Consider the following 24,012-nt stretch of genomic DNA (forward strand, 5'->3'; position numbering starts at 1 on the left):
GAGTTTGCGATGATCCTTCAGTATCTCGATTTCGAGCGTCCGCTCGTCGAACTCGAAAACAAGCTCGAGCAACTCGGTCCGATCGACGACGGCAGCGACAAGTCCGTCCGCGACGAGATCTCCAAGCTCGAGAAGAAGATCGCCAAGACCCGCAAGGATATCTTCGGCGGTCTCACCCGCTGGCAGATGACCCAGCTCGCGCGCCATCCCAACCGTCCCTACATGCTCGATTACATCAATTTCTGCTTCAAGAATTTCATCGAGATCCACGGCGATCGCGCCTTCCACGACGACCCGCCGATCGTGTGCGGATTCGCCGAGCTCGACGGCGAGCGCGTGGTCGTGATCGGGCACCAAAAAGGTCGCAACACGAAGGAAAAGATCTACCGCAACTTCGGCATGCCCAACCCCGAGGGGTACCGCAAGGCGCTGCGCGTGATGAAGCTGGCCGAGAAGTTCCACCTCCCCATCATCACCTTCATCGACACGCCCGGCGCGTTTCCCGGCATCGGCGCCGAAGAGCGGGGCCAATCCGAGGCGATCGCCCGCAACCTCCTCGAGATGTCCCACCTCAAGACGCCCATCGTCGTCGCGGTCATCGGCGAGGGGGGCAGCGGGGGCGCGTTGGCGCTCGGCGTCGGCGACGAGATCCTGATGATGCAGTACTCGATCTATTCGGTCATCTCACCCGAAGGGTGCGCCTCGATCCTCTGGCGCGACGCGGCCAAGGCCGAGACGGCGGCCGAGATGATGAAGATCACCTCGCCCGACCTGCTAAAGTTCGGAGTGATCGACCGGATCATCCCCGAGCCCGAAGGGGGTGCGCACCGCGACCACAAGGAAGCGGCCGAGTCGCTCAAGAAAGAGCTGATCCAGTCGCTCGCCGCGCTGACGCCTCTTCCGATACCGGAGCTGCTCGATCGCCGTTACGCCAAGTTCCGCGCGATGGGCCAGTTCAAGAAAAAGGCCGGAGGGACCGCTTGACGGAGGCCCGCCTCTCCGAACTTCGCCACGAAATCGACTCGATCGACGACCAGCTCCTTGCCCTGCTCAACCGCCGGGCTGCCGCCGCGCTCGAAGTCGGCTCGATCAAGTCCAGGGAAAAGCTGCAGTTCTACGTGCCCGAGCGCGAGACCGAGATCCTGCGGCGCCTCATCTCGATCAACCCGGGACCCTTTCCCAACGATGCGCTCAAGGCCATATACCGGGAGATCATCTCCGCCTCCCTTGCTCTCGAAAAGCCGCTCAGCGTCGCGTTCCTCGGTCCCAGGGCCACCTTCACCCACCTCGCGTGCCTCAAGCATTTCGGCGAAAGCGCGGTCTTCGACCCGCAGCTCAACGTCTCCGAGGTTTTCGAGGCGGTCGAGCGCGGCGTCTCCGATTTCGGCGTCGTCCCGATCGAGAACTCCTCCGAGGGGATCGTCACCCACACGCACGACATGTTCGTCGATCACAACCTGCTCATTTGCGGCGAGATCATGGTCGAGGTGTCGCACGACCTGCTGTCGGTGACCGGCGACCTGTCGCATGTCCGCAAGGTCTACTCCCACCCCCAGGCGCTGGCGCAATGCCGCGACTGGCTCGAGCGCAACCTGCGCGCCGTCCCCGTCTTCGATGTCGAGAGCACCGCGCGCGCGGCCGAGCTGGCCAAGGACGACCCGGCGGCGGCGGCGATCGCGAGCGAGGCGGCGGCCAAGATCTACGGGCTCAAGACCATCCGGAAGCGGGTGCAGGACAACACCAACAATTTCACCCGCTTCATCATCATCGGGAAGATCGCGCCGAAGCGCACCGGCCACGACAAGACGTCGATCCTGTTCTCGTCGAAGGACGAGGCGGGGGCGCTCTACCTGATGCTCGAGCCGTTCTACAAGAACAAGATCAATCTGGCCAAGATCGAGTCCCGGCCGGTCAAGAAGAAGGCGTGGGAATACCTGTTCTTCCTCGACATGGAAGGGCACATCACCGACGCCCCGATCGCCGCCGCGGTCGACGCGCTCAAGATGCGCGCGCAGTACATCAAGATCCTGGGCTCTTATCCCAGGGTCGTCTGAAACCACCGCACGCACAGAATATCCTGGGGAGATTGCTCGCATGATCATCGTACTGAAGAAGGGCGCGACCGAAGCCGAAGTCGATCGGATCGAGGAGCGGATCAAGGCGGACGGCCTCTCGGCGCACATCTCGAAGGGCGTCGAGCGCACCATCATCGGCGTGGTCGGCGACGAGCGCAAGCTCGATCCCGAGACGTTCGAGGGGCTCGACTGCGTCGAAAAGGTGATGCGGGTCCTGTCCCCCTACAAGCTGGTCAGCCGCGATTTCCAGAAGGAAGACACCGTCGTCGAGGTGATGGGCAAGAAGATCGGGGGCGGCAGCATCGCCCTGTTCGCGGGCCCCTGCTCCGTCGAAGGCAAAGAGATGATGGTCGAGATCGGGAAGCGGGTCGCGGCCGCGGGCGCGACCTTCCTCCGGGGAGGGGCGTACAAGCCGCGCACTTCCCCATATGCTTTCCAGGGGATGGGCGAGGACGGCCTGAAATGCCTGGCCGAAGCACGCGAGGCCACTGGGCTTCCGGTCGCGACCGAGCTGATGGATCCGCGCGACATCGAAGTCGTCGCGAAATACGCCGATCTCATCCAGATCGGTGCCCGCAACATGCAGAATTTCCGGCTGCTCACCGAGGTGGGCAAGCTCGACAAGCCGATCATCCTCAAGCGCGGCATCAGCGCCACGATCATCGAGTGGCTCATGTCGGCCGAGTACATCGCTTCCGAGGGCAACACGCGGATCATCCTTTGCGAACGCGGCATCCGCACCTACGAGCCCGCTACCAGAAACACTTTCGACGTCTCCGCGATCCCCGTGCTCAAGGCGCTCACGCACCTGCCGGTGATCGCCGACCCGAGCCACGCGGCAGGGAAGGCGTCGCTGGTCGAGCCGCTCGCGGCCGCCGCGATCGCCGCGGGCGCCGACGGACTCATGATCGAGGTGCACGACCATCCCGAGAAGGCGCTCTCCGACGGCCCGCAGTCGCTCCGGCCCGACACCTTCGACGCGGTCGTCCGCCGCCTCAAGCGCGTCGCCGAAGCGGTCGACCGCAGACTCGGCACCGCGTGAAGCGATTGCGTCTCGGCATCGTCGGGCTCGGGCTGATCGGCGGATCGCTCGCCCGCGCCCTGAAAGGGAAGCGGGGCGCCCCCGAGGTTTGGGGGTTCGACAAGCGCAGGGAGTCCGTCCGGATGGCGCTCGAATGCGGCGCCATCGCGAAGGGGGCGACCGAGCGCGAGATCGCCGGCTGCGATGTCGTCGTGGTCTGCGTGCCGGTGCGCGTCTCGGTCGGCGTGATCGAACGGATCGGGCGCCGGATGCGCGCAGGGTCGATCCTGACCGACGCCGGGAGCGTCAAGGCCGAAGTCGTGGCCAAGGGGCGCGCCGCGGTGGCGGAGGGCGTCTCGTTCGTCGGGGGGCATCCGATCGCGGGCACCGAAAATTCCGGTTTCCCCGCGGCAGACCCCGCGCTTTTCAAGGGGCGCACAGCCATCGTCACGCCGTGCGACGGCGACGATGCCGTGGCCGTCGGAATCGTCGAAAAAATCTGGAGACTGGCCGGCGCGCGCGTGCTGCGGATGGACCCCGTGACGCACGATCATGTCTTCGCCTACGTGTCGCACCTGCCGCACGTCGTGGCCTACGCGCTGGTCCACGCGGTGGGAACACTCGACACCAAGGTTCCCCTCGGCTACGCGGCGGGCGGCTTCCGGGATTTCACCCGCATCGCTTCGAGCAATCCGGCCATGTGGAAGGACATCGTCCTCCAGAACCGGCCCGAGATGCTCAGGGCGCTCGCGCACTATCGCAAGAACCTGGCCCTGATCGAAGGGCTGATCCGGCAGGGGGACGAGGCGGAAATTCTCGCCTACTTCGGCCGGGCCAAGAAGATTCGGGACGGGATCTGACGCCATGAGCCAAACGAAAAAGATCGACGGCGCGGTCGAGGTGCCGGGAGACAAGTCGATCAGCCACCGGGCGGTGATGTTCGCCGGGATGGCCGACGGGCAGAGCCGCATCCGCGGCTTCCTCCACGCCGAGGACACGCTCCGCACGGCCTCGATGATGCGCGCGCTGGGCGCCGAGATCGACTTTCTCTCGACGACCGACCTGCGTGTCACGGGTCCCGGCTTGCGCAGCCTGTCCGAGCCGTCCGACGTGATCGACGCCGGCAACTCGGGCACCACGATCCGCATCGGCGCCGGCCTGCTCGCGGCCCAGCCGTTCCTTACCGTCGTCACCGGCGACCAGTACCTGAGGCGTCGCCCGATGGGGCGGGTCATTGCGCCGCTATCCGCCATGGGCGCCGTCATCTCGGGGCGCGACGGCGACCGCCTGCCGCCGCTCTGCATTAGGGGCGGGGCGCTCAAGGGAATCCGTTACGAGATGCCGGTCGCCTCCGCCCAGGTCAAGTCGGCGCTGCTGCTCGCCGGGCTCTATGCCGATTCGCCGGTCACGGTGGTCGAGCCGATGCTCTCGCGCGATCACACCGAGCGGATGTTGTCGGCCATGAACGCCCGGGTCGAGCGCGAGGGCAACGCGGTCACGGTCCATCCGGCGGCGTCGCTCGCGCCCTCGGATATCTTCGTCCCCGCGGACATCTCCTCGGCCGCCTTCTTTCTCGTGCTGGGCGCCTGCGTCCCGGGATCCCGCATCCGGCTTCCCGGCATCGGCATGAATCCGTTTCGCACCGGCGTCGTCGACGTGCTCCGCCGGATGGGCGCCGACATCGTTGAGGAGAACCGGCGGGTCGAGGGCGGCGAGCCGGTCGCCGACCTGGTCGTCCGCGGGGGAGAGCTTCGGGGCACCGAGATCGCCCCCGAAGAGATTCCGGGGCTGGTCGACGAGGTACCGGCCCTTTGCGTCGCGGCATCCCTCGCCGAAGGGCGCACCGAGATTCGTGGGGCGCAGGAGCTTCGTGTCAAGGAATCCGACCGGATCCGGTCGATGAGCGAGGCTCTAACGGCGCTTGGCGTCTCATGCGGAGAATACCCGGACGGTTTGTGGGTCGAAGGGCCGTCGAAGATCGCGGCCGGGGTCCGCTGCGCAAGCCATGGCGACCACCGGGTCGCGATGTCGCTGGCGATCCTGTCCGTCGCCTCGGGCGTCGGCATCGGCATCTCCGACACCGGTTGCATCGATACCTCTTTCCCCACGTTCCATGCCCAGTTGGCGGGGCTTTTGTCGTGACTGCCGCCGCCCGCCTTCGCCCCATCGTCACCATCGACGGTCCCGCCGGCTCCGGCAAGACCACGGTGTCGAAGCGGCTTGCCGAGCGCGCGGGCCTGCTCCGCCTCGATACGGGCGCAACTTATCGCGCTTGCGCGCTCGCCGCGCAGCGTGCCGGCATTCCTTGGGATAACGGTCCGAAACTGGGAACGCTGTGCGCCGGTCTCGACCTGGCGTTCCGCCGAGAAGGGGGAGAGCTCCGCGTCCTCCTCGCGGGCGAAGACGTCAGCACGGCGATCCGGACCCCCGACATGGGAATGGGGGCCTCCGACGTTTCCCGCCACCCGCAGGTGCGGGAAGCGCTCGTGGCGCTCCAGCGCCGGATGGGCGCCGACGGCGGGGTCGTGCTCGAAGGGCGCGACACCGGCACCGTCGTCTTCCCCGACGCCGAGGTCAAGTTCTTCCTCGACGCCGCCGCGGCCGTTCGTGCGCTCCGCCGCTTCCGCGAGTGGAAAGATGAAGCGCCTCCGTTCGAAGAGGTGCTGCGCGACGTCCTCCGCCGCGACGTCCAGGACTCGACGCGCGACCACTCGCCCTTGCGCATGGCCGAAGGCGCGATCTACATCGATTCCACGATCCTGGGCATCGAAGAAGTGGTCGACGAGATGGTCCGGAGTCTTCCGAAGTGAAACAGATCCTGATCGCCCGCAGCGCGGGTTTTTGCTTCGGGGTCAAGCGCGCCATCTCGATCGCGAACGAGACGGCGACGAAAGGCGTCTCCGAAGGGGAGTCCGGATGCGGCCAGACGATCCGCTCGCTGGGGCCGCTGATTCATAATCCCCAGGTGGTCGAGGAGCTCGAGAAGAAGGGAGTCCGCGTCGTCGAGACCGTCGACGACGTCGACGGCGGGAAGGTGATCGTCCGTTCGCACGGCATCACGCGCTCCGACCGCGCCGCGCTCGACGCGAAAGGCGTCGGCATCATCGACGCCACCTGCCCCTTCGTCAACAAGGCCCAGGAGCACGCGCGCCAGCTCAGCTCCGAGGGGTACGCGGTCATCGTCGTCGGCGACGCCAATCACCCCGAGGTCAAGAGCATCATCAGCTACATCGCGCCGGGCGTGCCAATTCTCACCAACCTGGCCGAGCTTCGGGAGGGGACCGGGATCCGCAAGGCGGGGATCGTCGCCCAGACGACTCAGTCGTTCGAGAACCTGATGCAGTTCGTATCCGCCGCTCTCAAGGTCTTTCCCGAGGTCCGCGTCTTCAACACCATCTGCAACGCCACCGTGCTGCGCCAGAAGGAGTCGACCGCCGTGGCCGAAAAGGCCGACGTCATGGTGGTGCTCGGCGGATACAACAGCGCCAACACGTGCCGGCTGGCCGAGATCTGCCGGGAGATCAACCCGCGAACGCACCACGTCGAAACCGCGGACGAGCTGCCGGCGGGTTTCCTCGAGAACGTCTCAACCGTCGGCGTGACGGCGGGCGCATCGACACCTCAGTGGATCATCGAGGCGCTGATCGCGCGGATTCGCGAATTGTGGGCAGGCGAATCGATCCGGGTCGAGCATTATCAATAGGTTGTGCTAAACTTGATTCCATCCACCGACAGGAGTCCGGCATGAACGAGAACCCAACCAAGCCCGAAGTTTCCGAAGATCCGGCCGAGGCCGATTTCGCGACGCTCTGGGAGGAAAGCATCGAAGTCCCCGAGGAAGGCCACCTCATCCACGGGGTCGTGATCAAGATTCTCAAGGAATATGTGGCGGTCGACATCAACCGCAAGTCCGAGGGAATGCTTCCGATCTCCGATATTCCCCCCGAAGAGCTCGAGGGGCTGAAGCCGGGCGAACGGATCGACGTCATGGTCGAGCGCTACGACGGTCAGCAGGGCTTCGTGCTGCTCTCAAGGACCAAGGTGCTCAAGCTCCGCGTCTGGGACGACCTCCAGAAGGCGTTCGACGAAGGGACGCCGGTCGACGGCGTGCTGGTGGCCAAGGTCAAGGGCGGCTATACGGTCGATATCGGGGTCAAGACCTTCCTGCCGGGCAGCCAGGTCGACCTTCGCCCCGTGAAAGACACGGAAAACGTCGTGGGGCTCAAGGGCAAGTTCAAGATCCTCAAGTTCTCCCGGAAGAAGGCAAACGTCGTCGTGTCCCGCCGCGCCTGGCTCGAGCAGGAGCGCGAGGGGCTTCGGGCCGGCCTTCTCGACCACATGAAAGAAGGCGACATCGTCGAGGCGCGGGTCAAGAACATCACCGATTACGGGATGTTCATGGACCTCGGCGGTCTCGACGGCCTCATGCACATCACCGACATGAGCTACGGCAAGGTGTCGCACCCGAGCGAGCTCTTCAAGGTCGGCGACGCGCTCACGGTCAAGGTCATCCGCTTCGACCGCGAGAAGGGGCGCATCTCCCTGGGGCTCAAGCAGATGAAGCCCGATCCCTGGTTCGAGATCGCGGCGAACTACCCCGAAGGCGCGCGTGCCAAGGGGCGGGTGACCAACATCACGAAATACGGCGCATTCGTCGAGCTCGAGGAGGGGGTCGAGGGATTGCTCCACGTCTCCGAGATGTCCTGGGGCAAGCGGCTCAAGGAACCGTCCGAGATCATGAAGGCGGGCGACGTCATCGAGGTCGTCGTCCTCAAGGTCGAGACCGAGAACCGGAAGATCTCGCTGGGCTACCGGCAGCTCCTGCCCAACCCGTGGGATGAACTGCGCGCCCTCCACCCCGAAGGGTCGGTCGTCGACGGCGTCGTCAAGAACATCACCGATTTCGGCGTATTCGTCGACATCGGGGGCGAGATCGACGGCCTGATCCACATCTCCGACCTGTCGTGGAACCAGCGGATCAAGCATCCATCCGAAGTCGTCAAGAAGGGCGACAAGGTGACCGCCAAGGTCGTCAAGGTCGACCGGGAGAACCAGAAGTTCTCGCTCGGTCTCAAGCAGTTGACCGCCGATCCCTGGTCCGAGCTCGAATCGCGCCTGCACAAGGGCGTTGCGGTGACCGGCAAGGTGACCCGCGTCGCGGACTTCGGCGTGTTCGTCGAGGTCGGCAACGGCTTCGAGGGCCTGGTCCACATCTCCGAGCTTTCCCGCGAAAAGGTCGAGAGCGCCGCGGCCTTCTGCCACGAGGGCGAGGAAGTCACCGCCGTCGTGCTCGGCCTCGACCGGGCCAACAAGAAGATCTCTCTCAGCATCCGCGCCTACCAGGACGAGGCCGACCGGAAGAGCATGGAAAGCTACATGCACAACGCGAATCGCGAACCCGAGGGGCCGACCGCGCTCGGGGAGGCGCTTCGGGCCAAGCTGAAGCTCAACGGAGAATGAACACCGGGGGGCTCTACGGCGACGTGTCCCACTTCAAGGGCGGGGCGCGCAAAAGCCCGTTCTTTCGGGGCTGCCTGATGATCGGTCTGGTGCTCGGGGTCTTCCTTCTCCTGCTCGGGATTCTCTCCCAGGTCGACGAGGGGACGCTCCAGCGAGGCGACAAGGTGGCGGTGCTGCCCATCACCGGGTTGATCGCCGACTCCGAGTCCGTGATCGAGCAGCTCAAGAAATACGCGAAAGACGAGAACGTCAAAGCCATCGTCATCCGGATCAACTCGCCGGGCGGCGGGGTTGGCCCTTCCCAGGAAATCTACGAAGAGGTTCGCAAGCTCCGGGGCAAGAAGGTGGTCGTCACGTCGATGGGGGCGCTGGCAGCGTCCGGCGGCTATTACATCGCCTGCGCCACGCAGAAGATCTATGCGAACCCGGGGACGATCACCGGCTCCATCGGCGTCATCATGCCGTTCGTCAACCTCGAGGAGCTCGCCCATAAGCTCGGCGTCCGGGGGATGGAGGTCAAGAGCGGCCGCTTCAAGGACACCGGATCCTCGATGCGCTCCATGAATCCCGAAGAAAAGGCGCTGCTCCAGGGGGTCGTCGACAACACCCATCGCCAGTTCGTCGCGGCGGTCGCCGAGGGCCGAAAGCAGCCGGCCTCGAAGGTCATGCAGATCGCCGACGGCCGCATCATGTCGGGCGAGCAGGCCAAGGCGCTCGGGCTGGTCGACGCGCTTGGCAACCTCGAGGATGCGGTGGCCGATGCCGGGCGCATGGCCGGAATCAAGGGCGAGCCCCGTGTGATCACGCCCGCCAAGAAAAAGCTGTCATTTGCCGACCTGCTCAAGCAGGAGATCAAGACGCTGATCGACGAGCGCATGTCGGCCGAACCCGTTCACATCGATTATCTGGCGAAATGAGCCTACATAAGGAGTCGAAGGGATGACCAAGAGCGATCTCGTCGAAAAGCTTTCCGAGAAGGTGTCGAACCTGACCAAGAAAGAGTGTGAGGAAATCGTCGACACCGTGTTCGAAAACATGAAGAAGGCGCTCCACAAGGGCGAAAAGATCGAGATCCGCGGTTTCGGCAGCTTCACGGTCCGGACGCGGCGGGCCAAGGAAGGCCGCAATCCCAAGACCGGCGACAAGGTGGCAATTCCCGAGAAGCGCATTCCCTTCTTCAAGGTGGGGAAGGAGCTCCGGGAACTGGTCAACTGCTGAAGGACGGCGACGGCATGGAGCGGATGTTTTCACCGTGGCGGATGGCGTACATCCAGAAGGATCAGGGGGGCTGCGGCAACGGACACGGTTGCGTTTTCTGCGTCGAACCGGCCGACCTCGACGATCCCGGCCGGCTGGTACTCGGAATCTACCCTCATACGCTCGCCATCTGCAACCTGTACCCCTACAATAACGGGCATGTCCTTCTCGCGCCGCGCCGGCACGTTTCCGATCTGTCGCTCCTCTCGCGCGAGGAGCTGTCCGAACTCATGTCGCTCGCGGCGATGGCCACCCGCGCGCTCGGCGCAGAGTACGCTCCCGCAGGCTTCAACCTCGGCATGAACCTGGGCAAGGTGGCGGGCGCCGGCATCGCCGACCACCTTCACCTTCACGTTGTCCCCCGATGGAACGGCGACACAAACTTCATGAGCGCCGCCCTGACCACGCGCGTTCTCCCCGAATCGCTGGCCGAGACGCACCTTCGCCTTCAGCCCCTGTTCCGCGACCTCGCGCCGTAAAGGCGCAACCACCCCCCGATGGAATCAACTGGAACCGGAACCATCCTGACGAACCTGACGCCCGCGATGCGCCAGTACGTCGACATCAAGACGCGGTACCGCGACTGCATTCTCTTTTTCCGGATGGGCGACTTCTATGAAATGTTCTTCGAGGATGCCCTCCGCGCCTCCCGGCTTCTCGACATCGCGCTCACCTCGCGCGACAAGGAGTCGAGCATCCCGATGTGCGGCTTCCCGTGGCACGCCCGCACCGCCCAGCTTTCCAAGCTGATCCGGCAGGGATGCAAGGTGGCGATCTGCGAGCAGATCGAGGAGCCGGGCGGGAAGGGGCTTTTCAGGCGAGAGGTGACCGAGGTCGTTACGCCGGGGCTTGTTTTCAACGACGAGTGCCTCGACGCCCGCGGCAACAATTTTCTCGTGTCGGCGCGTTTCCGGGAGCCGTTTGCCTACGCGGCGCTCGACGCGACGACCGGCGAGTTTTTCCACGAGGCGTGCGAGACGGCTCAGGCGCTGGCCGATGCCCTCTACCGGATCGAGGCCGCCGAGTTCATCTACATCGAAGGCGACGACGACCCGTCCTCGGCCCGGTTCCGACGCATCCTGGGAGAGAAACTCTCGACGGGGCTCTCCCGCGCGGAGGTTGCCTCGTTCCGCGTTCCTCCCGCCATCTCCGGCATTCCGCCCGAGGGGCACCCGGCGCACGACGTCGTGCTCGCGGCGCTCTACTACCTCCATCTCCATCAGCCGGCCGCGCTGGCCGAGATCGCGCGCGTCGGCGAACGGGAGGGGAGCCGCTACCTCGCCATCGACGAGACCGCGGTCCGGACGCTCGAACTCTTTTCGACGTTGTCGGGCGAACGCCGCGGCGGCCTGCTGTGGGCGATCGACCGCACCGCGACGCCGATGGGCGCCCGCTTGCTGCGCAGCTGGCTCTCGATGCCGCTGGTCGATCCCAAGAAGATCGCGGCGCGCCACGATGCCGTCGCCGCACTGGTCGAGGGAGTTCCCGCGCGCGCGTCGCTTCAGCAGCAGCTGAAGGGGATGGGCGACCTCCAGCGCCTGGCGTCCCGGCTGGCGCAGGACCGGTCGGGGCCGCGCGACCTGGCAGCGCTGCGCGACGCGCTGGACACGCTTCCCGCGATCGTCGAGGCGCTTGCGCCCCTTTCCTCCGACCTGTTGTCGTCGCTGCGCAACCGGATGGGCGATCACGCGGAGACCGTCGCCCTGATCGAAAACGCGCTGGCCGACGAGCCGCCGATGGGCTACCGGGACGGCGGCATCTTCCGGGCGGGCTACGATGCCCGGATCGACGAGTTGGCCCACCTGCTGACGCACGGCAAGGCGATGCTCGACGAGATGGAAGCGCGCGAGCGCGCCCGCACCGGCATCGGCAACCTCAAGATCCGCTACAACCGGGTCTTCGGGTACTACATCGAGATCTCCAAGTCCAATCTCGACCGGGCGCCCTCCGATTACATCCGGAAGCAGACGCTCGTCAACGCAGAGCGGTTCATCACGCCCGAGCTCAAGGAATTCGAGGGAAAGGTGCTCCAGGCCCAGGAGGGGCGGTCGGCGCTCGAGGAAGAGCTGTTCCTCGAGTTGCGAGGGAAGCTCAAGCCGTTCCTGCCGGCGGTCTACGACGCGGCCGAAGCCGTCTCGGCGCTCGACGTTCTGCTTTCATTCGCCGCCAAGGCGGTCGAGTCGGGCTACAACCGTCCCGAGGTGACCATGGGGCGCGGCATTCTCATCGAGAACGGCCGCCACCCCGTCGTCGAAAGCATCCTCGACTCGCTCGCGTTCGTCCCCAACGACACATGGCTGTCGCCCGACGAGACGCAGGTCGCCATCATCACCGGCCCCAACATGGCCGGCAAATCCACCTATATCCGCCAGGTCGCGCTCATCGCGCTCATGGCCCACGCCGGATCCTTCGTCCCGGCCGAGCGGGCCGAGATCGGCGTGATCGACCGCATCCACACCCGGATCGGCGCTTCAGACGACCTGTCGCGGGGCGAGAGCACCTTCATGGTCGAGATGCGCGAGACGGCGCGCATCCTGTCCGGGTTGACCGACCGGACGCTGGTCGTGCTCGACGAGGTGGGACGCGGCACCAGCACGTTCGACGGGCTCAGCATCGCCTGGGCGGTCGCCGAGCATCTCCACAACTGTCCCCAGCGCCCCAAGGTGCTGTTCGCGACGCACTATCACGAGCTGACCGATATCGTCCAGACGTGCCCGCGCGCCGCCAATTTCCACGTCGCCGTCCGCGAGTGGCAGGGGGATATCATCTTCCTGCGGCGCATCGACGCGGGCAGCGCGAGCAAGTCCTACGGCATCCAGGTGGCCAAGCTAGCCGGGCTTCCCGACGAAGTGGTCTCGCGGGCCCGGGATATTTTGAAAAACCTCGAATCCGCCGAGTATAATGAGTACGGCCAGCCGAGCATCGCCGGCCCGGGAAGGCCCGGCGACCGCGCTTCGGCGCAGATGGAACTTTTTTCCCAACGCCGGCCCGGTTCCCGCGACGAAGACGCGGTCGTCGAAGAGATCCGGTCGATCGACGCCGAGCGCCTGTCCCCGTTCGATGCCCTGCTCCGGCTCGTCGCCTGGAAAGAGAGGTTGCTGAAAGGGCAGTCGTGATGTTCTCCTCTCGCCAAGCCGCGGCGCGGTTCGCCGCACGGCTCCTCCTGCTGGTTCTTCTCCCGGCTTCGGCATTCGCGCAAGGCGCGCGCGTGTCCGGCATCCGCTTCTGGAACAGCGACCAGTACACCCGCGTGGCCGTCGACCTCGATACGGAGGCCGCCTACGAGACACGCTTTCTTCCTGCCTCAAGCGACGGCAGGTTCCCTCCCCGCATCCTGATCGACATCAAGCAGGCCGTCATCCACGAAGACATCCTCCGAAAGCCGGTCGAGGTGCGCAACGGGCTGCTCAAAGTGGTCCGGGCGGGGCGTTTCAAGCCCGGCGTCGTTCGGGTCGTGATCGACCTCGAAAAGACGTGCTCATACCAGGCCTTCACGATGGTCGATCCCTATCGCATCATCGTCGATGTCGACGGACAGGGGATGGGCGATAGTTGCCCGCTGCCGGCCGACGGGAACTCGGCTGCCGGCGCCTCTTCCGACAACGTGCACCCGGTTCTCCGGAGCGCACCGCCGGCGCCCCTGCCGGGGTCTGTCCCGATGGTCCAGTCGATGATTCCCAGGCCGGTTCCCCCCCCCGTTCCCGAAGCGCTTCCCGCACCGGAACCGAGGGAGACGGCGGCGGAGGACCAACCGACGGGGCGCCCGGAGGCTTCGCCCCCGGGGCAGGCGAAGGTTCCCCGTTTCCGCGTCATGCTCGATCCCGGTCACGGCGGAAAGGATTCGGGCGCCGTGGGGTTCAGCGGGTTGAAAGAGAAGGACATCGTGCTCGAGCTCGGCCGGCTGGTCCGGGAAAGGCTCCAGAAAGAAGGCGGTTGCGACATCCGGATGACGCGCGACACCGACGTGTTCATCCCGCTCGAGGAGCGCACCGCGATGGCCAACAAGGCGCACGCCGACCTGTTCGTGTCGCTCCACATCAATGCCAGTCCCAACCGCAAGGCCGACGGGATTTCCACCTACGTCCTGTCCCGGGCCGGCAGCGACCGCGCGGCGCTCGAGCTGGCTGCACGCGAGAACGGCGTGCCGGTCGCCAAGCTGACCGGCGTCAAATTCATCCTCGACGACCTGTCGCTGTTCGGCCGGAAGAAAGAGTCGATGAAGCTGGCAAAGACCGTCAACGACGCCATCGTGCGCAACCTGTCGGGCAAGTACGGCCAGATGCACAACCTCGGGCTCAAGCAGGCGCCCTTTTACGTCCTCGTTGGCGCCCGGATGACGGCCGTGCTCATCGAATCGGCTTTCATCAGCAACGAACGCGACGAGAAGCGGTTGCGCGAGCATGCCTATCTCGAGACGATCGCCGACAGTGTCGTCGAGGCGATCCGCTATTACGCCCGGAACGGCGCCATCGCATCCAGGGCAGGCATCTGACGCCGTGCCCCCGGCTCCGGTTTTCGACATCGACCTTTCCCGGGCCGGGATGTCCGACAAGGAATTTCGCGAAGCGTTAAAAGGGTATCTCGCCGGGACGCTCGGCGCCATTCGGGCCCAATGCCGCACGATCCCGGGGGCCGGCCACGCCGCGTGCTACGATTACTCCGACGCGATGGACACGGTTCTGCGGGTGGTCCACGACCGGGCGCGCCAGTCCTTCCTGGCCACCGCCCCCGACATCGGCTACAAGATGTCCGTGGTCGCCGTCGGCGGCTACGGCCGTCGGGAGCTCTGCCCGAAATCCGACGTCGACCTTCTGTTCCTTTATCCCTACAAGCTCGACCGCTACGTCGAGGCGATGACCGAGTGGATGACCTATCCGCTGTGGGATCTCGGCCTCGACGTCGGCTACAGCGTCCGCAACGTCAAGGAAACGATCAAGATGGCGTCGTGCGACGACACCATCCGGACTGCGCTGCTCGATCGCCGGTTTATTACCGGCCACGAGGGCAACTTCGACGAGTCGGTCAAGGAGCTCGACAAGTTTCTCTTTTATACGGGCGCCGACCGGTTCATCGAGAAGAAGATCTCCGAGATGCATGCGCGCCACGAGAAGTACGGGCTGACGACCTACGTGCTCGAGCCCAACATCAAGGAAGGGCGCGGGGCGCTTCGCGACATCCAGACCGCGGTCTGGGCCGCCCGGATCAAGTACAAGTGCGCCAACCTGACCGAGCTCCGGAACAAGGGGGTCGCGACCCGTCAGACGATCGAGGCGCTTCGTTACGTCGAAGACTACCTGCTGCGCGTCCGGACCGAGATGCATTTCCTCCCCGGCAAGAAGACCGATATGCTGACGTTCGACGCCCAAGAGCAGGTGGCGGCGCGATTCGGCTATCGCGACCGGGGCAACGACTACGGCGTCGAGCGGTTCATGCGCGCCTACTACCTCAACACGGTCGCCTGCGCCCAGCTTTCCGACGAGCTGCTTGAAGAGGTCGGCCGATTCCTGCCCGAGCCGTCCCGGAGGCCCTTCTTTTTCCAGAGGCGCAAGCAGCTGGGCGACGAGGCGATCATCTACAAGGGGAAGATCTCCGCCCGGGATGCCGGCTCCTTCCGGAAAGACCCGGTCCGCATCCTCGAATTCTTCCGGTCGATGCAGATCAACAAGGCGAAACTTTCCGTCGAGGCCAAGCGGCAGATCCAGCAGGCGCTGCCGGCCGTCACTGCGGAGTTCCGCGAGGATCCGCGTGCCGCGAAGCTGTTCCTCGAAATCCTGGGCGACACGACCCACCTGCGGGACACGCTCATGGCGATGAACGCCACGCGCTTCCTCGGCCGGTACATCCCCGAGTGGGCGGGCATCACCTGCAAGGTCCAGCGCGACGTCTACCATGTCTACACCGTCGACGTGCACAGCATCCGCGCCGCGAGCGTCCTGGCGCGCGCCGAGTTTCTCGAACATCGCAACCCGGACGAGGATGCGTTCCTCCGGATCTTCAAGACGGTGGCCCGCCCCGACGTCCTGACGCTCGCGACGCTTTGCCACGACATCGGCAAGGGGCGGGGGCATCGCCATTCCGAGGTCGGCGCCGAGATGGCCGAGCGGATCTGCCGCCGCCTCGGGCTTTCGCAGGCGCTGATCGACGACGTGGTTTTTCTCGTGCGGGAGCACTTGTCGATGGCCCATGCCGCCCAGCGTCGCGACCTGCACGACCTCGACCTCATCCTGTCGTTCAGCGGAACCGTGGGCACGATGGCCCGCCTCGACCAACTCTACCTGCTGACCTATTCCGACATCCGGGCGGTCGGCCCCGAGGTGTGGAACCACTGGAAGTCGATGCTGATCGGCGAGCTCTATGCCAAGGCGAAAAACGTGCTCGAGCACGGCGCCCTCAAACATCCGTTCGAGCAGCAGGCGACCCGTCGCCGGGAGGCAGTACGCGACCTGCTCAAGTCCGCCCCGCCGGACATCCTCGACCTGTTCATGTCGCGCTTCGACGATCGTTATTTCCTCGGCACGCCCGACACGCTCATCCCGCAGCATTTCAGGATGCTCTCCGCCTATTCCGGGGCCCCGATGGTCGAGGTGATCGATGTTCCCGAAACCGGCGCCTCGGAGGTGATCGTGCTCTGCCCCGACCGGCGGGGGCTGTTCGCTACCATTGCGGGCACGCTGTCCGCCGATTCGGTCAACATCCTCAACGCCGCGATCGCCACCACCTTTGACGGGGTGGCAGTCGACACCTTTTACGTCTCGGGGATCTTCGAGGAAGACCCGGAGCAGTCCCGCCGCGGCCGGCTTGCCGGCGACCTGAAGCGGGTGTTGTCCGGGAGTATCGACGTCCCCGCCTTGCTGGCCGAGCGCCGCACCCCCCGCTTCGTCCGGGAAAAGCTGGTCAAGTACCGGCCCACGCGGGTCGTGTTCGACAACAGCGTCTCCACGCGGTACACCGTCGTCGACATCTTCACCTACGACCGGATCGGCCTGTTGTTCGACATCACGGGCACCCTGACGGCACTCGGCGTGGATATCGTCCTCTCCAAGATCGCCACCAAGGCCGACCAGGTGGCCGACGTTTTCTACCTAGCCGACCAGGATGGCGGGAAGATCACCGATCCGGCGCGCCAGGAAGAGATCCGGGCCGCGCTCATGGACGCGATCGCGGGGGAGCAGTGACCCGTGGAGGACATCGAATCGCTGGCTGACGGCTTCCTTCTGCACCTCCGCACCGAGCGGCGACTGTCACCCCACACGCTCGACGCCTACGGCGGCGACATCCGCCGCTTCGTCTCCCACCTGCTGGCGGAGGGGACGACGCCCGACCGGTTCGACCGCCCCGCCTACCTTCGCTTCCTGACCGACCTCCGGGAAGAGGGCCTTTCCGCCCGCAGCACCGCGCGCCACGTTTCCTCCATCCGGTCCTTTTTTCGTTGGCTCGTCCGGGAAGGGAAGCTCGAGGCGTCGCCGCTGGCCGACGTCCGCGCCCCGAAGACCGGCCGCCCGCTGCCCAAATACCTGACGCTCACCGAGGTTTCCGCCCTGCTCGACGCTCCCGACAGCGAAACGCCCGAGGGATTGCGCGACCGGGCGATGCTGTCCTTGATGTACGCCTCCGGATTGCGCGCGACCGAGGTCGTCACGCTTCGTCTCGAAAACGTCGACACATCCGCCGGTTTCCTGCGGATCTTCGGGAAGGGAAGCAAGGAGCGTGTCGTCCCCGTCGCCCAGAAGGCGCTGGCCGACCTGTCGACCTACATGAAGATGGGACGCCCCGTGTTCCTTCGCAACGGAAGCGGAAACGCGATTTTCTTGAGCCGGCGCGGAAAGGCCATTACCCGGCAAACACTCTGGAACCGGATTAAATACTGGGTCATTATCGCAGGTATACGGATTGATATCTCGCCTCATACATTAAGGCATTCCTTCGCGGGCCACCTGCTGGCCGGCGGTGCCGACCTGCGCGCCGTACAGGCCATGCTGGGACACGCCGACATCGCCACGACCCAGATCTATACCTTCGTAACCCCCGAGCGGCTCCTCGAGGCGCACCGCCGCCACCACCCGAGGGGGTAACGAACCCGAACCGATGCCCATGAATCCAAAGGAATGAACGTGACCCGAGGGGCAGGGACACACCGGAGGGAAAATGATCAAAACGAGGCGATCCGAGACAGGTGTCATGCTCGCCGCGGTCGGCTTGGCCGCAATCCTTTCCGCCGTCCCTTCGGATTCTTCGGGACTGGGCTGGAACATCTCCGAAAATGCGTCTTTCAGGAAAAGTATCCAGGCTGACGCGCTTTCGGTGAAAGCGCCATGGACCGACGTCAGGGCATTCATCCCCGATAACCTGTGGGCCGGGATCGCGGACGGGACGGACCGGACCGACCTGTCCCCGTTTATCGGGAGGTGCATCGAGGCGACCCCGGATGGCGGGGAAATCGTGTTCCCTCCGGGGACCTATACGCTCGGAAGAACCGTTACAGTCCGGAACCGATCGTATCTGCGAATCCGGGGTGCGGGGGTAGGCCAGCGGGGCGGGGGGGTGCGGCTGAGATGGATCGGAAACGGAAATCCCAAGGCGACGATGATTGACCTGTCCCATGTCAAGTACAGTGCCATTTCCGACGTGGTTTTTCTTGGGAACTCGACCGGCAGCCATTCCGTCTCCGATTGGACCGGGATCGGCGTCTACATCCACGATGGCAGTACCTCCATTGCCTTCACGTCCTGCGATTTTCTCCTGTTCGGGGTAGGCGTACAGGTCGGTGATGTAGCGAGAAACGAGAGCAACAACGAGAACATGTCTTTCCGGAACTGCTTATTCTCCTACAATACGGTCGGATACCGGCAGCTCTGGCCGAACGCCATGAACAGTTTCTTCGATCATGTCGACGCCACCTTCAACGACCGCGCTTTCTCCTTCGGCAACGAGCTCGCGGGCACGGGGTCGGTGGTGATGGACAGCATGAACCTCGGGCATAACGGGATCGACATTCACATCGCGAGTTTTGTGAACAGCTTGACCGTCACGGGAGTCCGGTCGGAGGTCTCGGGGCAATTCTTCGTCGCGCCCGAGGGGGCGAGCGGTTCGCCATCATCTTATGTTTTCACCGGCGCCGTCCTGCATGGATTGGAGGGGGTCACGCGAAACCCTTACATTGCCTCGAACGGTAACACCACGTGGATCAATGCCGCATTCGGTAATTACACGGAGCCCGAGCTCACGTTCCTCAATGGGAACGGGTTCTCGACCTGGATATTCATCAATTCCCAGCTCCCGGCGAAGGCGGTCGAAAACACATACCCCGGATGGCGGTCTGGCAATCGGGTCATCTTCATCGGGTCGCAGTCCTGGGACCCGGCTAAGACACGGTACCGGAACATTACCGACCATGTGCATCTGAGCAACTATGCTTCCGCCAGATTCTATTTTCCCGCATCGGACGAAACGCCCGATGTCGGCGGCGGGGCGAACTGGTTCTACACACAGTCCAAGGGCACGGGCGGGTTCGCATCCATCAACGGTTTCCGGAACCCTTACAACGGGCAGTCGATTACCTTGATCTGCACCGACGCGAATACCCGTATCGTCAGCGGAGGGAAGATCCATCTGGCAGGAGGCGCCGACTTCGAATGCAGACCGAATTCGACGATCCAGCTTTTCCACGGGCAGGAGGGCGCCTGGTACGAAATCTCCCGCAGCGTCAACTGATCGGTGTTCTGCTTGCCGAAGTCTTGATGATCCGATAGGTTACGCATATATGCAGGTGATCACGACGCATACCAATGCCGACTTCGATACCGTCGCCTCAATGGTGGCGGCCAGGAAGCTTTATCCCGAGGCTGTCATCGCCATGCCGGGCACGCAGGAGGAGAGCGTCAAGGGGTTCCTGCTGCAGTCGGCGCTTTACAATCTCGAAATGCGGAAAGCGGCCGACATCGACCTCGACGCGGTCACGCTGCTGATCCTGGTAGACATCCGCAACTCGGCGCGGATTGGACTGTTCCGTAGCCTGATCGGGAAGCCGGGGGTCGAGATCCACCTCTACGACCACCACCCGGATTCCGATGCCGACATCAAGGGCAGCCTCGAGGTCGTGCGAGCCGTCGGGTCCACTGCGACGATCATGGTCGGGCTTCTCGCAGAAAAAGGGCTTGAATATTCAGCAGATGAAGCCACAGTTATGATGTTGGGCATTTACGAGGACACGGGGTCGCTCTCATTCCCTTCGACCACGCCCGAAGACTGCAGGGCTGCCGCGATCCTCCTGGAGCACGGGGCGAGCCTGGCGACCGTTTCGGATGTCCTTTCCCGCGAGATCACATCCGATCAGGTCTCGCTTCTGTACGACCTGATGCAGGGTTCGCGTCCCTACATGATCAACGGTGTCGAGGTGATCGTGACCGAGGCCCGACGCGAGGAATACGCCGGAGAGATCGCGCCGGTCGTCCATCGCCTGCGCGATATGGAAGGAGCCGGCGTCCTGTTCGCGGTCTGCCAGATGGGCGACCGGGTGGTGGTGGTCGCCCGAAGCCGGCGCCCCGAGGTCGATGTGGGCGAGGTGATGCGGGCGCTCGGCGGGGGAGGGCACCCCTATGCGGCGTCGGCCGCTCTGAAGCACGTTACCGCGACCGAGATTCGCGAGCGAATCCTCGAGATCCTGTCCACCCGCGTCATCCATCGAAAGACGGCCGCAGATCTCATGGTCGCCCCCGTCCGGAGCGCATCGGCCGGCGATACGGTCGCCGCCGCCCATGAGATGATGACGCGCTACGGCCTGAACGCCGTTCCGGTGATGCAGGGCGTCGTCGTGGCAGGCATCATTACGCGCCAGGTCGCGGAAAAGGCGATATATCATGGCCTTGGCATGGAAGACGTTACCGAATACATGACGACTGATTTCGAGTCGACCGGGGTCGGAGACAGCATCGAGCGGGTCCAGGAGATCCTGATCGGCAAGAACCAGCGCCTGATTCCTGTGCTCGACGGGGATCGCCGCCTGGCCGGCATCATTACCCGCACGGGCCTGCTTCGCCACCTTCACGAGGCCAGTCGCGCGACGGTCGGGGATGTCGAGGAGGCATCCCCGAGCGGCGGAATCTATTCCCGTCCCAAACGGGTGGGCAATCTGATGCGGGACCGCCTTCCCGAAAGCGTGATGGCGCTCCTGCACTCAGCGGGGCAGGTCGCCGAGCGGCTCGGGATGAAGCTCTACCTGGTCGGCGGTTTCGTGCGCGATCTGCTGATGCGGCTCGACAACCTCGACATCGATCTCGTGGTCGAAGGGGACGGAATCGCTTTCGCCGAGGCGCTCGCGCAGGTCCACGCACCGTGCCGGGTGCGCCCCCACCACAAGTTCGGAACCGCGGTCGTGGTGTTCCCCGACGGGTTCAAGCTCGATGTGGCGACGGCCCGGGTCGAATATTATGTCGAGCCGGGGGCGCTTCCCACCGTCTCCTTCAGCAGCATGAAACAGGATCTCTATCGGCGTGATTTCACGATCAATACGCTGGCGGTCCGGCTCGACGGCGAGCTGTTCGGGGAGCTGGTCGATTACTTCGGCGCCCAGCGCGACATCAAGGACCGCGCGATCCGGGTCCTGCATTCCCTCTCGTTCGTCGAAGATCCGACCCGGATCCTGCGCGCCTGTCGCTTCGAACAGCGCTTCGGATTCGCCATCGCTCGTCACACGCGTAACCTGATCCGGAACGCCGTCCGGCTCGATCTCGTCAGTCGTCTTCCAAAGACTAGATTAAACAACGAGTTAGAGCTAATATTTAAAGAAAAAGATCCTGTATCTATCCTCCGGCGGATGAGCGAATTCGGACTCGCGCCCTCGATCCATCCCGACATCACGCTAGGAAACGACCAGATGGCCCTGATGTCCGAGGTGTCCGAGGTGCTGGTCTGGTTCTCCCTGCTCTTCCTCGACGAAAAGGTCGATCCGTGGATGGTCTATTACCTGGCGCTGCTCGACCCGGTGCCGCCCGACGAGGCGATCGCTTTTGCCGAACGCCTCGGATTGGGGCGCCGCCTCCGCGCCCACGTCGTCACGGCCAAGCAGACCGGCGAATCCCTGCTCCGGTGCCTGTTCGGGTTGCCGGTCGTTTCCCGGAAGGCCATCCACGATATCTTCCGCGACCTGCCGAACGAAGTGATCCTTTACTTGATGGCAAAGGCGAAACATCCTGATATCAAAAGATATATCTCGTTGTATCTTACCCAGCTCAAGCCGATACGCGTCTTCACGACCGGGGAGGACCTCAAGGCGATGGGGTATCCGCCCGGCCCGAGGTTCAAGAAGATCCTCGAGGCCGTGCATGAGAAACGGCTGGCCGGGGAGATCCGCACGCCAAAGGGGGAGACCGCCTGGATCCGGAGATCCTTCCCCCTGTTTACCGAAGAGGACTGAACCCGGCCACACATCGGGCGCCTGCTTCTGATATACTTCCCGTTTGCCGTGACGATATGGGGGAACATTTTTGCCTGACATCCAGGTCATCATACAGAATATATCGATCTACGCGCTTCCGGTCATCCTGGCCATCACGTTCCACGAGGTGGCCCACGGGTGGGTCGCTTCCAAGAAGGGCGATCCCACTGCGATGATGCTCGGACGGGTCACGCTCAACCCGCTGGCGCACATCGATCCGATCGGCACCGTTCTCGTCCCGCTGGTGCTGCTCGTCATGAATTCGGGGTTCATGTTCGGCTGGGCTAAGCCGGTCCCGGTCAACTTCCGGCTGCTCCACGATCAGAAGCGAGACCCGATATACGTGGCCTCGGCAGGGGTGATCACCAACCTGATGCTCGCGTCTCTTTCCGGCCTCCTCTTCCGGATCATCGCCGCGATCGACCCCGGGGTGATCTATAACGTTTCGATGAGCGGCGATGCCGATACGCTCGCCCGGAAGGTGCTGGTTCCCGTGGCGATGATGCTGGTCGTCTCGGTCCGGATCAACGTGATCCTGGCCATCTTCAACCTCGTACCGATCCCGCCGCTCGACGGGGGGCGGATCGCCGTCGGCCTGTTGCCCCCGCGCGCGTCCATGGCGCTGGCCTCGGTCGAAAGATACGGGATGCCGCTGCTCATCCTGCTGATGATGTCTGGTATAATCTGGCGCTTTATCGACATGCCCATCCGGCTGCTGACCGCGGTCATCCTGGGCGCCCATTAAGCATATGAACGATCCAAGGGGGGACAAGACCGTGCGCAAGCGTGTGTTGAGCGGCATGAGGCCCAGCGGGCAGCTTCACCTGGGGCATTATCTCGGGGTGCTCGTCAACTGGGCGAAGATGCAGGAAGAGCACGACTGCTTCTTCTTTGTGGCCGACTGGCACGCCCTCACCACCGAGTACGAGCGCACCCAGGTCATCCGCGACAGCATCGACGAGATGGTCCTCGACTGGATGGCCTCCGGCATCGATCCGAATAAGGCCAACCTCTTCATCCAGAGCCACGTCCCTGCCCACGCCGAGTTGCATCTGCTCCTGTCGATGATCACGCCGCTCGCATGGCTCGAGCGGTGCACGACCTACAAGGAACAGCTTCGCGAGCTGTCGCAGCGCGACCTGCAAACCTACGGATTCCTCGGCTACCCCGTGCTGATGACGGCCGACATCCTGATGTACGACGCCTCGCTCGTCCCGGTGGGCATCGACCAGCTACCGCACCTCGAGCTGACGCGCGAGATCGGGCGTCGCTTCAACTTCCTGTACCAGAAGGAAACGTTCGTCATTCCAGATCAGTACCTCACGAAGACTTCCAAGGTGATGGGACTCGACAACCGCAAGATGAGCAAGTCCTACGGCAACGCGATCCTGCTGTCAGACACCGCGCAGGAAGTGTGGGACAAGGTCCGGCCGATGGTGACCGATCCGGCGCGCGTCCGTCGCACCGATCCGGGCAATCCCGACATCTGCAACGTGCACGACTACCACAAGATCTTTTCCGACGAGAAGACGGTCGCGTGGTCGGCTGCGGGCTGCCGCTCCGCAGGCATCGGGTGCATCGACTGCAAGAAGGCGATGTACGAGAACATGGAGCGGGTGCTCGTTCCGATCCGCAAGCGGCGGCAGGCGATCGTCGAGAGCGGAATCTCGGTGAAGGACATCCTCGCCGAAGGCTCGGCGCGCGCGAATGCGGTCGCGACCCGGAAGATCCAGGAGGTACGGGAAGCTGTCGGCATCTGATCCCCA

General features: G+C 64.3%; 19 protein-coding genes. All 19 read left to right on the forward strand.

The annotated features are described in order from the left end of the window. Positions 1-9 precede the first annotated feature (9 nt). The 19 genes from VGK27_13685 to trpS all read left to right on the forward strand — a co-directional run bounded on the left by VGK27_13685 (position 10) and on the right by trpS (position 24,006). Positions 10-984, forward strand: coding sequence for an acetyl-CoA carboxylase carboxyltransferase subunit alpha (locus tag VGK27_13685; GenBank protein ID HEY3491154.1), 975 nt, complete (start codon positions 10-12; stop codon positions 982-984). Next, on the forward strand, positions 981-2,054 hold the full coding sequence (gene pheA, locus VGK27_13690; protein HEY3491155.1) for a prephenate dehydratase: 1,074 nt from the start codon (positions 981-983) through the stop codon (positions 2,052-2,054). The genes VGK27_13685 and pheA overlap by 4 nt, the downstream gene beginning before the upstream one ends. Positions 2,055-2,094: 40 nt before the next feature. Then, positions 2,095-3,117, forward strand: a complete 1,023-nt coding sequence (gene aroF / locus VGK27_13695) for a 3-deoxy-7-phosphoheptulonate synthase (protein HEY3491156.1) — start codon at positions 2,095-2,097, stop codon at positions 3,115-3,117. Next, positions 3,114-3,956, forward strand: coding sequence for a prephenate dehydrogenase/arogenate dehydrogenase family protein (locus VGK27_13700; GenBank protein ID HEY3491157.1), 843 nt, complete (start codon positions 3,114-3,116; stop codon positions 3,954-3,956). Before aroF ends, VGK27_13700 begins: the two co-directional genes overlap by 4 nt. A gap of 4 nt (positions 3,957-3,960) precedes the next feature. Next, positions 3,961-5,238, forward strand: a complete 1,278-nt coding sequence (aroA, locus tag VGK27_13705) for a 3-phosphoshikimate 1-carboxyvinyltransferase (protein ID HEY3491158.1) — start codon at positions 3,961-3,963, stop codon at positions 5,236-5,238. Then, positions 5,235-5,906 (forward strand): (d)CMP kinase, encoded by a 672-nt coding sequence (cmk, locus tag VGK27_13710; protein HEY3491159.1) that lies wholly within the window; start codon positions 5,235-5,237, stop codon positions 5,904-5,906. The genes aroA and cmk overlap by 4 nt, the downstream gene beginning before the upstream one ends. Next, complete coding sequence (gene ispH / locus VGK27_13715; GenBank protein HEY3491160.1) at positions 5,903-6,799, forward strand: 4-hydroxy-3-methylbut-2-enyl diphosphate reductase; 897 nt, start codon at positions 5,903-5,905, stop codon at positions 6,797-6,799. Before cmk ends, ispH begins: the two co-directional genes overlap by 4 nt. A 41-nt stretch (positions 6,800-6,840) precedes the next feature. Beyond that, positions 6,841-8,556: a 30S ribosomal protein S1 gene (locus tag VGK27_13720; protein ID HEY3491161.1), complete on the forward strand. Its 1,716-nt coding sequence runs from the start codon at positions 6,841-6,843 to the stop codon at positions 8,554-8,556. Then, entirely contained in the window at positions 8,553-9,473 is a 921-nt protein-coding gene (gene sppA / locus VGK27_13725; protein ID HEY3491162.1) for a signal peptide peptidase SppA, read from the forward strand. Before VGK27_13720 ends, sppA begins: the two co-directional genes overlap by 4 nt. A 22-nt stretch (positions 9,474-9,495) precedes the next feature. Next, positions 9,496-9,774, forward strand: a complete 279-nt coding sequence (locus VGK27_13730; protein HEY3491163.1) for an integration host factor subunit beta — start codon at positions 9,496-9,498, stop codon at positions 9,772-9,774. Positions 9,775-9,788: 14 nt separating this feature from the next. Then, entirely contained in the window at positions 9,789-10,292 is a 504-nt protein-coding gene (locus VGK27_13735) for an HIT domain-containing protein (GenBank protein HEY3491164.1), read from the forward strand. A gap of 18 nt (positions 10,293-10,310) precedes the next feature. Continuing rightward, positions 10,311-12,929 carry a DNA mismatch repair protein MutS gene (gene mutS / locus VGK27_13740; GenBank protein ID HEY3491165.1) on the forward strand — a complete coding sequence of 873 codons (2,619 nt, stop codon included), beginning with the start codon at positions 10,311-10,313 and terminating at the stop codon, positions 12,927-12,929. Beyond that, entirely contained in the window at positions 12,929-14,305 is a 1,377-nt protein-coding gene (locus VGK27_13745) for an N-acetylmuramoyl-L-alanine amidase (GenBank protein HEY3491166.1), read from the forward strand. Before mutS ends, VGK27_13745 begins: the two co-directional genes overlap by 1 nt. Before the next feature lie 4 nt (positions 14,306-14,309). Further along, complete coding sequence (gene glnD / locus VGK27_13750; GenBank protein ID HEY3491167.1) at positions 14,310-16,988, forward strand: [protein-PII] uridylyltransferase; 2,679 nt, start codon at positions 14,310-14,312, stop codon at positions 16,986-16,988. Between the two features lie 3 nt (positions 16,989-16,991). Continuing rightward, a complete protein-coding gene (xerD, locus tag VGK27_13755; GenBank protein HEY3491168.1) occupies positions 16,992-17,885 on the forward strand; it encodes a site-specific tyrosine recombinase XerD in 894 nt (297 codons plus the stop codon). 73 nt (positions 17,886-17,958) lie between these two features. Then, positions 17,959-19,524 (forward strand): hypothetical protein, encoded by a 1,566-nt coding sequence (locus VGK27_13760; protein ID HEY3491169.1) that lies wholly within the window; start codon positions 17,959-17,961, stop codon positions 19,522-19,524. A gap of 49 nt (positions 19,525-19,573) precedes the next feature. Further along, positions 19,574-22,225 carry a CBS domain-containing protein gene (locus VGK27_13765; protein ID HEY3491170.1) on the forward strand — a complete coding sequence of 884 codons (2,652 nt, stop codon included), beginning with the start codon at positions 19,574-19,576 and terminating at the stop codon, positions 22,223-22,225. 70 nt (positions 22,226-22,295) lie between these two features. Further along, entirely contained in the window at positions 22,296-22,991 is a 696-nt protein-coding gene (locus VGK27_13770; GenBank protein ID HEY3491171.1) for a site-2 protease family protein, read from the forward strand. A gap of 31 nt (positions 22,992-23,022) precedes the next feature. Then, positions 23,023-24,006 carry a tryptophan--tRNA ligase gene (trpS, locus tag VGK27_13775; GenBank protein ID HEY3491172.1) on the forward strand — a complete coding sequence of 328 codons (984 nt, stop codon included), beginning with the start codon at positions 23,023-23,025 and terminating at the stop codon, positions 24,004-24,006. The last annotated feature ends 6 nt before the right edge of the window (positions 24,007-24,012 follow it).

The organism is Candidatus Deferrimicrobiaceae bacterium (assembly GCA_036504035.1).
GTDB lineage: Bacteria > Desulfobacterota > Deferrimicrobia > Deferrimicrobiales > Deferrimicrobiaceae > JANXPS01.